Annotated in this window: 11 protein-coding genes; 5 read left to right on the top strand and 6 right to left on the bottom strand. The window is 72.8% G+C overall.

Annotated elements, in window-relative coordinates:
* Positions 1-108 precede the first annotated feature (108 nt).
* Positions 109-2,136 (bottom strand): protein kinase, encoded by a 2,028-nt coding sequence (locus IPG72_10485; GenBank protein ID MBK6769409.1) that lies wholly within the window; start codon positions 2,134-2,136, stop codon positions 109-111.
* A gap of 59 nt (positions 2,137-2,195) precedes the next feature.
* Between IPG72_10485 and IPG72_10490 the strand changes: the two genes are divergently transcribed.
* The 5 genes from IPG72_10490 (at position 2,196) to IPG72_10510 (ending at position 7,068) form a co-directional block, all read left to right on the top strand.
* Complete coding sequence (locus IPG72_10490) at positions 2,196-3,320, top strand: diacylglycerol kinase family lipid kinase (protein MBK6769410.1); 1,125 nt, start codon at positions 2,196-2,198, stop codon at positions 3,318-3,320.
* The gene (cax, locus tag IPG72_10495) at positions 3,317-4,390 is read left to right on the top strand and encodes a calcium/proton exchanger (protein MBK6769411.1); all 1,074 of its coding nucleotides are present in this window, start codon (positions 3,317-3,319) and stop codon (positions 4,388-4,390) included. Before IPG72_10490 ends, cax begins: the two co-directional genes overlap by 4 nt.
* 124 nt (positions 4,391-4,514) lie before the next feature.
* The gene (gene secG, locus IPG72_10500; protein ID MBK6769412.1) at positions 4,515-4,739 is read left to right on the top strand and encodes a preprotein translocase subunit SecG; all 225 of its coding nucleotides are present in this window, start codon (positions 4,515-4,517) and stop codon (positions 4,737-4,739) included.
* A 3-nt stretch (positions 4,740-4,742) separates the two neighbouring features.
* Positions 4,743-6,401 carry a peptide ABC transporter substrate-binding protein gene (locus tag IPG72_10505; GenBank protein ID MBK6769413.1) on the top strand — a complete coding sequence of 553 codons (1,659 nt, stop codon included), beginning with the start codon at positions 4,743-4,745 and terminating at the stop codon, positions 6,399-6,401.
* A 127-nt stretch (positions 6,402-6,528) separates the two neighbouring features.
* Positions 6,529-7,068, top strand: a complete 540-nt coding sequence (locus tag IPG72_10510; protein MBK6769414.1) for a hypothetical protein — start codon at positions 6,529-6,531, stop codon at positions 7,066-7,068.
* Between the two features lie 96 nt (positions 7,069-7,164).
* On the opposite strand, the gene IPG72_10515 is transcribed toward IPG72_10510, so the two are convergent.
* The 5 genes from IPG72_10515 to IPG72_10535 form a co-directional block, all read right to left on the bottom strand.
* Positions 7,165-8,487, bottom strand: a complete 1,323-nt coding sequence (locus tag IPG72_10515) for a LysM peptidoglycan-binding domain-containing protein (GenBank protein MBK6769415.1) — start codon at positions 8,485-8,487, stop codon at positions 7,165-7,167.
* 94 nt (positions 8,488-8,581) lie between these two features.
* Positions 8,582-9,751: an SPFH domain-containing protein gene (locus IPG72_10520; protein MBK6769416.1), complete on the bottom strand. Its 1,170-nt coding sequence runs from the start codon at positions 9,749-9,751 to the stop codon at positions 8,582-8,584.
* A gap of 96 nt (positions 9,752-9,847) precedes the next feature.
* Entirely contained in the window at positions 9,848-10,825 is a 978-nt protein-coding gene (locus tag IPG72_10525; GenBank protein MBK6769417.1) for a hypothetical protein, read from the bottom strand.
* The gene (locus IPG72_10530; protein ID MBK6769418.1) at positions 10,822-11,562 is read right to left on the bottom strand and encodes a hypothetical protein; all 741 of its coding nucleotides are present in this window, start codon (positions 11,560-11,562) and stop codon (positions 10,822-10,824) included. Before IPG72_10530 ends, IPG72_10525 begins: the two co-directional genes overlap by 4 nt.
* Positions 11,559-13,610, bottom strand: coding sequence for a DUF2207 domain-containing protein (locus tag IPG72_10535; GenBank protein MBK6769419.1), 2,052 nt, complete (start codon positions 13,608-13,610; stop codon positions 11,559-11,561). Before IPG72_10535 ends, IPG72_10530 begins: the two co-directional genes overlap by 4 nt.
* Positions 13,611-13,630 lie beyond the last annotated feature (20 nt).

Here is a 13,630-nt window from a genome sequence, read left to right on the forward strand (position 1 = left end):
CTCATGCTGCGCGAACGGGGTGCGTCACCGAGCGACGCACAGCGCCGAACTATAGCATATGGGCGGCAGCTGCCGCAGGTCGGGCGCCGGTCCGAACGAAGCGGGCGATCAGCCCTCGACCCAGATGTCGAACAGCCGGGCCCGGCTGCCGTTCGGGCTGTCCGCGCCGCCGACGACGGGCACGAGCTCGGACGGTGCGTCCGTCGGGAAGATCTCGACCCACACGAAGACCATGCCCGAGGCCCCCGGCGGCACCACGAGGCTGAACGTGCTGCCGACGACGCGATCCCCCTGCGACCAGCCGGCGCTCGGCCGGTCACCGGCCAGCGGGGCGACGGCCTCGCCCAGAACGGTCTCGCCCGAGCGGTCGCTCAGGAGGAATCGGGCCTGATAGTCCCGCTGCACGTCGCCCACCGCCTCCCATGCGACGGTGAACGAGACGGTCTCGCCGACATGAAAGGCCTTGGTGGTCAGGTTCACCCCGTCCAAATAGACGCCGTCTCCAAAGGTGACGTTCGTCGATTCGAACGTCCCGCTGGAGTAGTTGATCCAGACCGAGGCGCCGACCGGCACGCTTCCGCCGCCCGGCGGGTCGGTGCCGATGATCGCCCCGGCGGGCACGTCGGCGCTCCACATCGCCCGCTTGGCCGGCACGAGGCCACTCGCGCTCAGCACGTGCTCCATCGCCTCGAGGCTCTCGGCCAGCGGTGGAATCGAGACGAGGCCGTGTGCGCCGATCAGCAGCTTCACGGCGTCGCCTTGGACAACGGTCTCGCCGACATCCGGCTGCATGCGGACCACCCGACCGATGTCGGCGGCGCCGGCTTCGACGGGCTCGAGGCTGACGGACAAGCCCTTGGCTTCGAGCGTCGCCTGACCGGCGGCCGCCTCGAGGCGCATGACATCCGGCACGTCCACGAGGATGGGCGGCGGCGTGGCCGATGCGGGCGCTGCCGACAGCGCCCCGCGCGCGCCATCCCCTTGCCCCCCGTCCTGCCCGGAGCCGATCCGGCTGAGGTTGGCGTACCACAACAGGATCAGCCCGCTGACGAGGACGACGGCCAGCAGCGCCAAGCCGAGCACGTTCCAGTCGAGCAACGGCCCGCTCGGTTGGGCGGCTTGACCGGCGGCGTTGCCGGCGGCGGCGCCGCGCTCGTCGGGCGTTTGCGGCACGCGCGGCCGGCCGTACCCGTCGTCCTTGGCCGGTGCACCGGACGACGTGCCGCGCGCAACCGACGCCGCCGCCGGGTCGGGCGTCGGACCGGTGTGCTGCTCGCTCATGCGCCGGAATGCGTCCAGCGCATCCGCCAGCCGCGCCGCGTCGGGATACCGTTCCGCCGGATCACGGGCCATCGCCGTGCGGACGATGGCGGCGAGGCCGGGTGGGACGCTGGTGTTCAGGTCTTCGACCGGCACCGGATCCTCGTGCAGCACCCGCATCGCCACGCCGAGGCTGCTGTCGGCCTCGAACGGCACGTCGCCTGTCAGCATCTCGTACAGGACGACGCCGAGGCTGTATACATCGGACGACGGCGTGGCCGGCTTGCCGGCCGCCTGCTCGGGCGCCAGGTAGTGGACCGTGCCCATCACGACGCCGGGCGTCGTGATGCCGGCATCGGACAGGGCGCGCGCGATGCCGAAGTCGGCCACCTTCGGGCGGCCGGTCGCGCTGGCCATGATGACGTTCTGCGGCTTGAGGTCGCGGTGGATCAGACCCTGACTGTGCGCCGCACCGACGGCATGCGCCAGCTGTGCCGCGATGTCCACCGCCCGAGCCGGCGAGAGCGGCCCGTCGTGTCGGATGACGGACTTCAGATCGCGGCCCGGCACGAACTCCATGACCAGATAGTGGCGACCGCCATCCTTGCCCACGTCGTACAACCCAACGACGCCCGGTTGGTTGAGCGCCGCCGCCGACCGCGCCTCGGCCCGGAACCGCTCGAGGAACTCCGGATCAGACGCGAACTGGTCGCGCAGCAGCTTGACCGCGACGATCCGCGAGAGCTCGGTGTCCTCCGCCCGCCACACAACCGCCATGCCGCCCTCGCCGATCACGTCTAGCAGACGATAACGACCGTTGAGAACGAGCGCCGGGTCACCGGCGGCTGGGCTGGGCAGTGGGGTGTCCGCAGTCACGGCGCGCGATTGTAGTCGAACGCGACGGGCGTGGCGAAGCGACGGTATAATCCCGCGCCGTGAAGCCGAACATTTCGCCGCACCGCCCGGCGGTCGCCATGCCCCCGCGCCGGCTGAGCGGCCCGGTCGCCGCCTGCGTGATCGCCAACCCGTCGGCCGGCCGCGGCGGCCGCCTGGCCGCTCTCGAAGTCGCCGTCGAACGGTGGCGACGGCGCGGCTGGTCGATTGCGTGGCACTGGACCGGCGGCCCCGGCGACGCCACATCCCTTGCGCGTTCGGCGGCCGCCGACGGCATCGAGGTCGTGGCCGTCGCAGGCGGTGACGGCACCGTGAACGAGGTGGCGAACGGGCTGGCCGGTTCGGCGACGGCGCTGGCGATCCTGCCGGCCGGCACCGCCAATGTCCTGGCCGCGCAGCTCGGCCTCGTGCGTTGGCCCAGCCCGTTGCGCACGCCCGACCTATCGGCCGCCGCCGATTCGCTCGCCGCTGGCGTGATCCGGCGTGTCGACCTCGGGCTGGCCGAGCCGACGGGCAGACCCGGGCGGCACTTCCTGCTGTGGGCCGGCGTGGGCCTCGACGCGGCCATCGTGGCGACGATCGAGGGCCCCGGGCGGCCATTGAAGGAACGCTTCGGTGCGCTTGGCTTCGCCTGGGTCGCGCTGCGGAGCGCCATGCGCGAGCACGGCGGCGAGGCCGTCGTGCGGATCGACGGCGTGCGAACGCGCGGTTGGCTCCGCGGCATCGTCCTCCACAACATCCCGCTCTACGCCGGCCTCGTGCACCTCGCCCCGGAGGCGCGCCTCGACGACGGCCGGTTGGACGCCGTGGTGCTCATGGGCGACACGCAGCGGGGAGCGCTCGGCGCGTGGCTCCGCGCCGGCCACGCCGCGTCGCCCGGCGCGTTCGTCCGTCGTGTCGTCCTCGGACGATCCGACTCGGACCACCCGCTGGCCACGCCGGCCGAAGTCGTCCACGTCGTGGGCCGTCCGCCGCAGGCGGTGCACGTCGACGCCGAACCGTGGGGCACGACGCCGGTGCGCTTCAGCGTCGTGCCGGGCGCGCTGGCGCTCGTCGTGCCGGCCGGCGCACCGGCCGCGCTCTTTCAGGCGGGGGCGACGCCCGGGCCGCGAGTTGCAGCCGGCGCGTTCGTTCGGCGCCGGCACCCGGCGGCGGTGGACCGATGAACCTCAAGCCGCTCCGGTCGTTGTACGCCCTGCTGGTGTGCGTGCCGCTCACGCCGGCGCTCGCGGCCGCGGGGGCGGACTCCATGTGGGTCTTCGGAACGGCGGTGCTCGGGCTCATCCCGCTTTCAAGGCTCGTCAGCCGGGCGATCGAAGAGGCGGCAGCGCGCGCCAGCGCGCGTGCGGGCGGCCTGCTCACCGCGACGCTGGCCTACGCGCCCCAGCTGATCGTGTGCGCGATGGCGCTCGCGGCGGGGCGGCACGGGCTCGTGAAGTCCAGCATCACCGGCGCCTTGCTCTCGATGTTGCTGCTCGTGATGGGCCTGGCGTTCTTCGTCGGCGGGCTGAAGCACCGGCGCCAGTACTTCAACCGCGAGCAGGCCGAGCTCTCGGCGACGATGATGGTGCTCTCCGTCATCGCGCTGTCCGTGCCGGCGCTCTACGGGACGTTCGTGCCGCACGTGCGGAACAGCGGCCCGGTCGAGAGCCTGAGCGAGGCCGTCGCGGCCATCATGTTGATCGTGTATGCCTTGGCGCTCTACTTCGCGCTCTACTGGGACGGCGACGGCACCGGCATCACCCCACCCCGAGCGGCCGCGCCGCGCTGGCCGCTCGGCCGTGCGCTCGGCACGCTGGCCGTCGCGCTGCTCGGGATCGGCTGGCTCGGCCACGAGCTCGTCGATCAGATCGGACCGCTGACGCGCGACCACGCCGTGTCCGAAACCTTTCTCGGCCTCGTGATCATCCCCCTGGCCACGAACGTCTCGGGCCACCTCGTCGGCGTCGAGATGGCGTGGCGCAACCGCTCGGACGTCAGCCTGGCGGTCACGCTCGGCGCCGGGATCCACATCGCCCTCTTCGTCGCCCCGCTGCTCGTGTTCCTCTCGCTCCTCCTCGGCCAGCCGATGGACCTCATCTTCAGCCCGCTCGAGCTCGTTTCACTGGCTGCCGCCAGCGGCGTCGCCACGCTCGTGGCGCACGACGGGGCGTCGAACTGGCTCGAGGGCGTCCTGCTCATCGCGGTGTATGCGATGCTGGCGATGGCGTTCTGGTGGGTGCCCGTCGTCGGCTAGCGACGGTCCGGAGCGCCGATCCGGCCCCCGGCGCAAGCGGATGCGTTGACCGGACGAGCGATGCGCGGCTAGAATGCCGATCTTGCCTGAACGGGGCCGCGGTGCGGCGCCGGTGGAGGATCACATGGGATTCGTGGATTACGTCAAGATCGCGATGATCGTCATCGCGACGTGCCTCGTCGGCCTCGTCATGCTCCAAGCCCGCAACGGTGGCCTGGGGGACATGTTCGGCGGAGAGAACCTGTATCGGACACGGCGCGGCGTCGAGAAGACGGTGTTCGACATGACCGTCGTCTTCGCGGGCCTGTTCCTGCTGCTGGCGTTTCTGTCCGTCTACTACAGCAGCTGAGCCTTGCTCCGCAACCTGCGCTGGCAGATCGCGCTTGCCGCCGCCGGCGTCGCGCTCATCGGCCTTGTCCTGCTGTTCGTCTCCAACCGCGCGTTCGAGGATCGACCGGCCCGCGGTGGACAGGTCGTCGAAGCCGTCGTCGGCCGTCCGGGCACGTTCAACCCGGTGCTGTCCACGAGCGATGTCGAGATCGACGTCGCGCGGCTGCTGTTCAGCGGGTTGACCCGCCCCGACAGCGACGGCTCGATTCGGCCCGACCTGGCCGCGGAGTGGTCGATCAGCGACGACGGCCGCGTGTACACCTTCCAGTTGCGCGATGCGGTCTGGCACGACGGCTATCCGGTGACGAGCGACGACGTCGTCTTCACGGCCCGGCTGGCCGGCGACGACGCCGTCGGGACCGCCAAGCACCCGCTCGCCGCGGCGTGGCGGGACGCCGTGGTCGAGGCGGTCGATGCCACGACGGTCCGCATCACGCTGCGCGAGCCGTTCGCGCCGTTCCTGGCGGCCACGACGATGGCGCTCGTCCCGGCCCACATCTTCGCCGCCGTGCCGATCGGTGAGATCGCCCGCCACGAGGCCTCGACGCTGGCCCCGATCGGCACCGGACCTTGGCGCCTCGACCTGCCGGGCGGCCTCGAGCAGGACCAGATCCGGCTCGTGCGATTTCAGCGCCACTGGGACATCACCCGCCGCCAGCCCTACCTTGACGGCATGACGCTGCGCTTCTACGACAGCCAGGCGGCCGCGCTCGAGGCGCTCGGGCGGCGCGAGGTCCAGCTGATGGGCGGCGTGACCCCGGACGCGCTCGCGTTGCTGGGCGATGACGTGCGCCAGCTCAACGCCGTGACGGGCGACTACACGCTCGTCTACCTGAACCCGGCCAAAGTGCTGTTCGCCGACGCACCGGTCAGGCGCGCCCTCGGCCTGGCGATCGACCGGAGCGGGATCATCCAGGACGTGCTGCGCGGCCAAGGCGCCGTGGCCAAGAGCCCGATCCCGCCCGGCTCATGGGCGTACGACGCCACTGTGCCCGCGCCCACGTTCGACCGCGCCGCGGCCGAGCAGCTGCTGACGGACGCCGGTTGGATCGACATCGACGGCGACGGGATCCGCGACCGCGACGGCCGCCCGCTGCGCTTTGCGCTCGACGTGTTCACCGGCGACACCGAGCTCCTGGCCGTTGCCGGCCGTCTGCGCGACGACTGGCAGAACGTCGGCATCGGCGTCGACGTGCGGCCCGTCGGCCAGGAGGAGATCCGCACGGCGCTGACGGAGCGGAGCTACGAAGCGGCGCTGTACGGCGTCCGCGCCCGCATGGACGACGACCCGGACCCATACCCACTGTGGCACAGCTCGCAGTCGGAGTCCGGACTGAACTTCGCCGGCTACGCCGACGCCCAGTCCGACCAGCTGCTCGTGGCGGTCCGACAGATGACCCCCGAAGACGTCGACGGGCGGCGCAGGTTGTACGGCCTCTTCCAGGCCCGCTTCGCCGAGCTCCAACCCGCCCTCCTGCTCTATCATCCGGTCTACACGACGGCGGTGGTCGACCCGAACCTCGGCGGCGTCCAGCTGCCGGCGTTCCTCGCCGAGCCGGCCGACCGCCACTTCACCGCGCGCGACTGGTTCGTTCGGACGGAGCGCATCTTCGGGAAGTGATCTTCGGGAAGTGATCTTCGAACAGTGATCTTCGATCCGTGATCTTCGGACGTTGGTCTTCGGACGGGTAATCTTCGGACAATAGGTCGATCCGTTGCCCCGATCGACCGTACTGCGAGGTGAGCCGATGGGACCGTCGACACCGCCCGGGACGACGCCGGAAGGGCCATGGCCGGTCGAGCCGACGCCGGCCGAGCCAACGCCGGCCGAGCCAACGGCAGCGACGTCAGCACCGTCCGCGCCCATGCAGTCTGAGCCCGTGCGGTCGGAGCCGCCGCGGCGCCCGCCGCCGCCCGCGCCGCCCCTCTCCCGCGCCAGCAGCCCGGGCGCACGCCGCGTCGTCGTGCTGGCCGTGTTGGCGCTGCTGTCGGTGTACACCGTTCGGCTCGCCCGCCAGTTCGCCGTGTCCCAGAGCGCCGAGGCCAAGCGCCTCTCGCTGGCGGCGCGCGTCGCAGCGCTCGAGACCGAGACGGCCGCCATCCAGACCGAGACCGCCTTCGCCGGCAGCGACGCCTACGTGGAGCGCTGGGCACGCGAGGACCAGCACATGGTCCGCCCCGGCGACCAGCCCGTCCAGGTGGCGCTGGCCACGCCGAGCACGCCGGCGGCGGGGACGCCGGAGGAGCCGGGGTTGTTCGAACGGTTATGGGGGTGGTTGCGGCGGTAGGGGCGCACGATTGGCTTGTGTTGTGGAGTGGTGCACGTCGTCGGCCGGCCGAGAGGGGATCGTTCACCCGTGCAGGGCGGCCACGGGGGGCCGCCCCTACGGCTCCACCGACGGCGTCGGCCCATCGCCCACCGTCCACGTGAACGCGATCCAGTTCACGTCGCCGGACAGCACGGTCGGATCGTCCGAGCCGAGCAGGCTGTCGCCGATCCGGCCGACGGCCACGGCCCAGACGAGTTCACGGCTCGCCCCGAGGGCCGGGCGGAAGCGCGCCGGTATCCGCGCCGCCGTCGCGCCGCCGCGGACGGTCACGCGCACGGCTTCGTCGATCGGCGCATCGGCCTCGTTCAGCAGAACGATGTACGCGATGCCGGGCGGCAGCCGCCCGATGGACGACCAGCGCAGCATCGGCGCATCCCCCGTGATGGCCGTGCCGAAGAGTGGCGACAGCGCGAGCGGGGCGGCGTAGCGGTCGGCGTCGTCCGTCAGCGGCTCCTGCTGCGCGGCCTGCCCGGCGTCCGAGCCGGGCTGCCCGCCGGCGATCCCGCCCGGCAGCGGCGTCGCCGTCACGACCTCGGCCGTCTTCATCACGAGCACCTGACCGAGCTGGAGGATCGCGTCGGCGTCCGCCAAGCCGTTTGCGGCCACAACGTCCTCCACCGTCACGCCGTTCGCTTCCGCCAGCGTCGACAGCGTGTCGTCCGCCGCGACGGTGACGGACACCGCCTGGACGACGACGGTCAGACCATCGGCCGCACCGGCCCTGGCCAGGATGTCCGCGGCCAGCGTGTCCGTCGCGGGCGCAGCGGCGTCGACCGCTGGAGGCGCTTCCTGGACGAGCGCGTCGGCCGGCGGCAGGGCGTCGGACAGCGGGATCTTGATCACCTGCCCGATCGACAGACGGTCGAGCGTCAGCTCGCCGACGTTGGCCGCCAGGATCGCCTCGACCGTCGTGTCGTTCTCGGAGGCGATGTTCCAGAGCGTGTCACCGGACGCGATCGTGTGCTCGAGGGCCGGCGGAGCGGCCGGGGTCGGCAACGGGGGCAGGGTGGCGGTGGCCGTGACGACGGCCGTCGCGACGCTCACCGCCATCGTCGGAGGAACCACAACCGCCACGTCCGTGCCGCGAAGCACGACGGCGGGCGGCGCCGGCAGCTGGCCGGGCGCTCCCGACCGCCACACCAGGATCGCCGCGACGATCGCCGCGAGGCCGACAACGGCCGCCGCGCTCTCGACGAGGACACCGCGGCGCGTCAGCCGCCATGGCACCCGCGTGCCGCACACCGAGCAGTTGCGCTCGTTGGCGAGCAGCGTCGAGCCGCAGCCGCTGCAGCGCCGCGCGCTGCGTCGAGGGAAACCGTCGATAAGCCCGACCTCCTGGGTCCGTCGGCCGGCGCGCGCAAACGGGGGGGGGCGCACGCCGAATGCGCGGCGCGAAGGCTAGCATAGGTGCGAACGCGGCCGCAAGGCCGACCGGCCCCGCCGATCCTCGAACAAGGGCGACCGAAGGGCATCAGCCCGCCGTGTACCGGCTGGCCGCCCGCACGAGCGCCGCCGTGACGGTCGGCTGGCGGAAGACTCCCTCGAGCTCATCCGCCAGCCACGGCCAGCGCTCGACCGTGGTCTGCCGGCGCTGCCGAACGGCCTCGAGGTCGGGCACGGCAGCCGCGAGCTCGATCCGCAGCGCCTCGAGCGCGCTGACGACCTCGGCGCGCTCGGTGGCGGGCACGGCCAGCTGGCGGTTCGCGAGCACCTGCAGGCCGGTGAAGACCTCCTCGAGCGACGCGTCGCGGTCATCGCCGGCCGGCGCACCGGCCCGCGCGGCCGGGGCCTGCATCGCCGAGCCCATCATCTGCGCCAGGATCGCGCCCATTCCGGCGCCGGCGCCGAGGCCCATGCCCGCGGCAGCCGCGTCACCGGCTCCGCCCCCGCCGCCGCCCCCGCCGCCGAGCATCCGGGCGGCCTTGAACTTCAAGTAGGCATCCATGTCGCCGATCGCACCCATCGCCGCGCGCTCGTCGATGGCGGCCTGCGTCTCCTCGGTCGCCGAGATGTTCGTGATGTAGACCTGCTTGAGCGCGATCCCGACGGACAGGAAGGCGTCGCGCAGCCGCGCCGCGAGCCCGGCGGCAAGCTCATCGTACTTGGACGGCAGATCGAACAGGCCGATGCCGCTCTCGCCCAGCAGGTCCGACAGGCGCGCGACGACGATGCCGCGCAGGTAGCCGACGATGTCGTTCGTCGTGTACAGGCCCTGACCGCCGACGATCTTGTTGATGAAGAGGCCGGCGTCGTCGATATCGATCGCCATCGTCCCGAACGCCCGCAGCCGGGCGACGCCGAGGTCCGGGTCGCGCAGCGCCACCGGTTGGGTCGTGCCCCACTTCACGTCGAGGAACGTGCGGTGGCTCACGAAATAGACCTCGGTCCGGAACGGGCTCTTTCCGCCGAACGGCAGCCCCATGAGTCCTGTGAGGAGCGGAATGTTCTCGGTGGACAGCGTGTACCGCCCAGCCGAGAACGTGTCCTGCGCCAGGCCGTTGTGGAAGAAGACGGCCGACTGGAACTCGCGCACCACCAGCTGCGAGCCGAGCCGGAACTCGCCCGAGCCCCACTCCGGCACGCGGTGCACCATCTCGTTCGGTCCCGGGTTGTCCCATTCGATGAGGTCGAGGATCGCCATCGTTCGTTCTCCTTGTGGTCGGCGGCCGGCACGATGCCCACCGCCCTCGTCCGCGCGCTGCTCGCGCTGCCCGTCGCCGCTACTCGGCGCCGGGTGTCACCCGCTGCCGGACCCCGCGTCGGCCTCGACGCCGACGCCGCGCCAAGCGGCCGGGCCGTCTCCGGGCCGCGCCACCGCCAGCCAAAGCCACCCGCCCGCATCGCCGGCCATGAACGCCCGCGGCGCAGCGACGCTCCGCCGCCCCGCCGGCCCGCGCACGACCGCCGCGCCGTCGTCCGACCACGCCGCACGGAACGTGTCGTCCGCCAGCTCGAGCACCGGCGGCGGCGGCCAATCCGGCGGTCCGGCGGCAGCGGCCTCGAACGTGATCCGACGCCCGTCCCGGTCCTCCCAGAGCACGAGCCCGTCCGCCAGCGACACGCCGACGTCGCCCCGCGCGAAGCGCGCGACCTCGACGACGCGATGGAAGCGCCCGTCGTCGCTGACCTGTTCACCCGGCGCCACGGCCGCCAGCCCGGCCTGGACGGCCCGCGGCGTCCAATCGCGCGCCGCCAGCGCATCCCGCCGACCGTCCAGCAACGCGCCGGCCTCACCGACGACCCCGTCGCACGCCTGGACATCGGCCGCCGTCGGATCGCCGCCGGCCGCCGTCGTCGCCAGCTCCGCCAGCGCCAGCGAGAGCCGGCGATCGGCATCGGCCAGCCACGCGGCGGCGTCCGCCGGCAGCGCCTTGGCGGCGAACCACGGCCCGGACTTCGTCGGCGACGACAAGCGGTCGATCACGCGGTTCAGCCGGCCGAGGACCGCCTCGATCCGCGCCGCTTCCGCCATCCGTCCGGCATCCACGCCGCGTCGCTGCATGTCGCCCACCCGGTCACGGGCAGTGCGCGCGGCCGCGGCCAACGCGGCGCGCGCCGCCCGTTCCGTCGCATCGCGGCGCGCAGCATCGGCGTAGCCGGCAGCGGTCGAGGGCGGCGGCGCGTCTGCGTCGGCGGCGCCGATCGGCGTGCCATCCGCCGGGGCTGCGCCGGCGGCGGTCGATCCGTGGGTCGGAGGTGGCCACGGCGTCGTCACGGACGCGCACCGCCGCCCGGTCCATCGTCGGAGCTGCCGTCGGAGCTGCCGTCAGGGCTGCCGTCGGGCCCGCCCCCGGCACCGGTGCCGGCTTCCGCGCCATCGTTCGGTCCGCCGCCGTCGAACGCGATCGCTCCGTCGGCCACCTTGTCCGGGCGCAGCGCATCCGGCCCGCCGCCGGCCGGCGGCGCGACACCGCGCACGGTGGCCTGGCCGTCGCCGAGCGCCTGGAAGATCTCGGTGCCGCAGTACGGGCACTGCAGCACGCCGCGGCCGGCGATGTCGATCGTCCCACCGCAGTTCGGACAGGGTTGGACGCCGGCGGCGCCCTCGCGGCTGTAGAGCACGCCTTCGGACCAGTTCACGTAGCCCGAGAACAGGCCGCGGCCGACGGCCTCCAGCAGGAGGGCCCGCACCGTCTCGCGCGGCGCTTCGAGTTCGGTCACGGCCTCGCCGATCGAGACCTTGCCTTTCGTCAGCACCAGGTTCAACAGCTTTCGCAGCTGGGCCGCGCGCGCCTGCGCATCCGTGTCGGCGCTGCCGCGGGCGAAGAGGAGCACGGCCATCCCGCCGAGCGGCAGCGTGGCCAGCAGCGCACCGAACAGGCCGAGCGCATACCCTCCGCCGGACAGCACGCCGTCGGCCCGAGCGCCGTTCAGCCAGCCGAGCGCCGCCATGAACAGCCCAACGGCCGCCACGCCGACGACGATCCCGAGCAGTCGTGCATTCCGCATCATCCGAAACCTCCTCCGCCTCCTCCGCCGCCACCGCCACCGCCGCCGCTGAACCCGCCGCCCGACCAACCGCCGCCGCCCGAACCGCCCGACCAACCGGAACCGCCGGACGGCGCCGGCTGGCTGCCGAAAACGACGGCGGCGCTCGAGAGCATGGAGGAGAGACTCCCCGAGAGCGCGGACAACCCGCCCCCGAGGCGATCACTGGCGCCCTGCAGGTCCGGCATGCCGCCCGACGCGCCGTCGCCGGACGGGCCGAGCGGGCCGCCGCCCATGCGCCCCGAACCGGCGCCGTGGTCGAACGGCCGCGGTCCGCGGCCCCAATCCACCCACGGCCGGCCGCGTGCATCCTGACCGGCCGGAACGTACCACGGCGGCGCCGCGGCGTCCACGCGGGCGAACGCCGCGATCCATTGGCGGTCGATACCGAACGCCACCGCGTAGGGCAGGTAGCGATCGAACAGGTCGCCGGCCGTCTCGAGATGGCCGCGCTGCTGCTCGATGTTGACCAGCCAGTCGCGGAAGGCCCGCCAGCGCGCCGCGGCCTCGGCCCCGGCCGGCGTCTTGCGCGGCATCGCCGACGCGGTGAGCAGCGCGGCGATGCTGACGATGAGCAGCACCCCCGGCAGGCACATCGCCAGCGGGATCGTCTCGACGAGCAGGATCGTGGCGACGAACAGGACGATGCTCAAGACGACGCCGCCGATGCCGAGCCCAATGTACTGCCCGCGCGTCTTGTCGGGACGCGCCGTGAACAGGCCGGCGTCCACGACGCTCTCGTACAGCTGGCTGTAGAGCGCCGGGAGCTCGCTGTAGAAGGCGTTCTTGAGGTCGGACAGCTTGCGCCGGTCGCTGCGGCCGAAGACCGCCTCGACGAGCGCCGCTTCGAACTTCGAGAGCGTCGATGGCGCGCCTGCGCTGCCCGCGTCCGGCGCCCGCTCGAACAGGATGTCCTGACGGACGCCGATGCCGAGGAACCCGCCCTCGCTGACCTCGACCATCCGCAGCTCGCCGCGCCGTGCCAGGTCGACGAGCGTCGCAAGGACGTCGCGCAGGTGGGCTTCCTCGTCCAGCAGCGTGCCGACGACGCCGGGCGCGAGGTCGCTCGGCGGCTCGGCCAGGTAGTCGACGCCGAGATCGAACTCCGGGTCGCGGCCGCGCTGGTACCACACCCAGTAGACGCCGAACAGGCCGCTGGCCAGCGCGACGACGCTGAGCAGCGCCACGATGAGGTTGAACAGGGCCAGCCAGCCGTCGGCCTGACCGGTCGACGTCGCGCCGCCGCGGGCCGCGTCGATCTCGGCCTGCTCGTCCACCCGTTCGGCATCGAGGTCGGCCTGGAAGGCGGTCTCGGTGGCCTGAACGTAGCCGTGCGGCCACTGGCCGCGCACTTCGACGGAGGCGCCGTTCTCGACGTCCTCGACCCGGATCCGCAGCACGCGGTCCGAGACGCGATCGGCCGGGACCGGCCGCCACGCCGCGTTCGGCCGCGGTTGGACGTAGCCGCTGCCGTCCGTCCAGCCCGGCACGGCGTCCGGCAGCGTGACCGTGATGACGGCGTTTTCCACGAGCGGCCGATCGGGCCGGATGACCGTCCACCACAGCTGGTCGCCGCCCTCGTACGCCCGCAGCGCGCCCGTCACGGTGTACTGGACGATGAACCGGGCGGAGCGCGGCGCCCGGATCTCGGGGAACCACCACTGGACGCGGATCAGGTCGCCGCGTGGCGTCACGCTGAACGTGTTCGGATCGCCGTCGCCTTCGGCGTACGGCTGGTCGGGCGCGTCGACCCGGGCCCCGTGGATGCCGGCCGCGCCTTCGCGGGACAGGTCGACGTAGCCGGTCGTGAAAGCGCCCGCGTCGAACGACACCGTGATGTCCTCCACCACGTCGAACGTGCCGTCCGGCTGGACGGCGACGTCGACGGCGTAGGTCTGGTAGTGGGCCTGCTTGCTCTGCGCGGACGCGCGACCGCCACCCGTCCACGCGAGGGCGACGACGGCCACGGTGATCGCGCCAAGGATCCGTCGTCCGATCGTCTGACTTCTCACTTGCCCTCCTCCACGTTCGG

This window comes from Candidatus Avedoeria danica (genome assembly GCA_016703025.1).
Taxonomy (GTDB): Bacteria; Chloroflexota; Anaerolineae; order Epilineales; family Epilineaceae; genus Avedoeria; species Avedoeria danica.

Bases quoted from the DNA above. Each gene is read 5' to 3' on its own strand.
- cax (MBK6769411.1), top strand. From the start codon at position 3,317: ATGAACCTCAAGCCGCTCCGGTCGTTGTACGCCCTGCTGGTGTGCGTG.
- IPG72_10530 (MBK6769418.1), bottom strand. From the start codon at position 11,562: ATGATGCGGAATGCACGACTGCTCGGGATCGTCGTCGGCGTGGCGGCC.
- IPG72_10520 (MBK6769416.1), bottom strand. From the start codon at position 9,751: ATGGCGATCCTCGACCTCATCGAATGGGACAACCCGGGACCGAACGAG.
- IPG72_10510 (MBK6769414.1), top strand. From the start codon at position 6,529: ATGGGACCGTCGACACCGCCCGGGACGACGCCGGAAGGGCCATGGCCG.
- secG (MBK6769412.1), top strand. From the start codon at position 4,515: ATGGGATTCGTGGATTACGTCAAGATCGCGATGATCGTCATCGCGACG.